The sequence below is a fragment of the Bacillus pfraonensis genome, from assembly GCF_050768835.1.
Classification (GTDB): Bacteria; Bacillota; Bacilli; order Bacillales; family Bacillaceae_G; genus Bacillus_A; species Bacillus_A pfraonensis.
The window spans coordinates 1-305 of the sequence record NZ_JAHCDO010000104.1; the positions used below are offsets into that span (position 1 = coordinate 1).

General features: G+C 32.5%; 1 protein-coding gene. It reads left to right on the forward strand.

What is annotated here, in order from left to right; all coding sequences use genetic code 11:
• Nucleotides 1-305: AMP-binding protein (locus tag KFD70_RS29295; protein WP_431613556.1), on the forward strand; the 305-nt coding region annotated here is incomplete at both ends.

A 305-nucleotide genomic window follows, 5' to 3' on the forward strand; every position in this document is an offset into this window, starting at 1 on the left:
TGAATCTAGCGATCTACCAAGTGTGAACACATCAAATGATTTAGCGTATGTCATATATACTTCAGGAACAACAGGACTGCCTAAAGGTGTTATGATAAATCATCAGGGTGTAGTTAATCAATTAAGTTACTTGGAATCAGAATACCCAATTTTAGAAGATGATAAGTACTTATTGAAAACAAATTTTGCATTTGATGTGTCAGTGACTGAACTTTATGGATGGTTTTTTGGGAATGGAAGTCTTGTAATACTAAAACCAGATGGTAACAAAGACATACTATATACCTTGAAAACTATAAAACAAG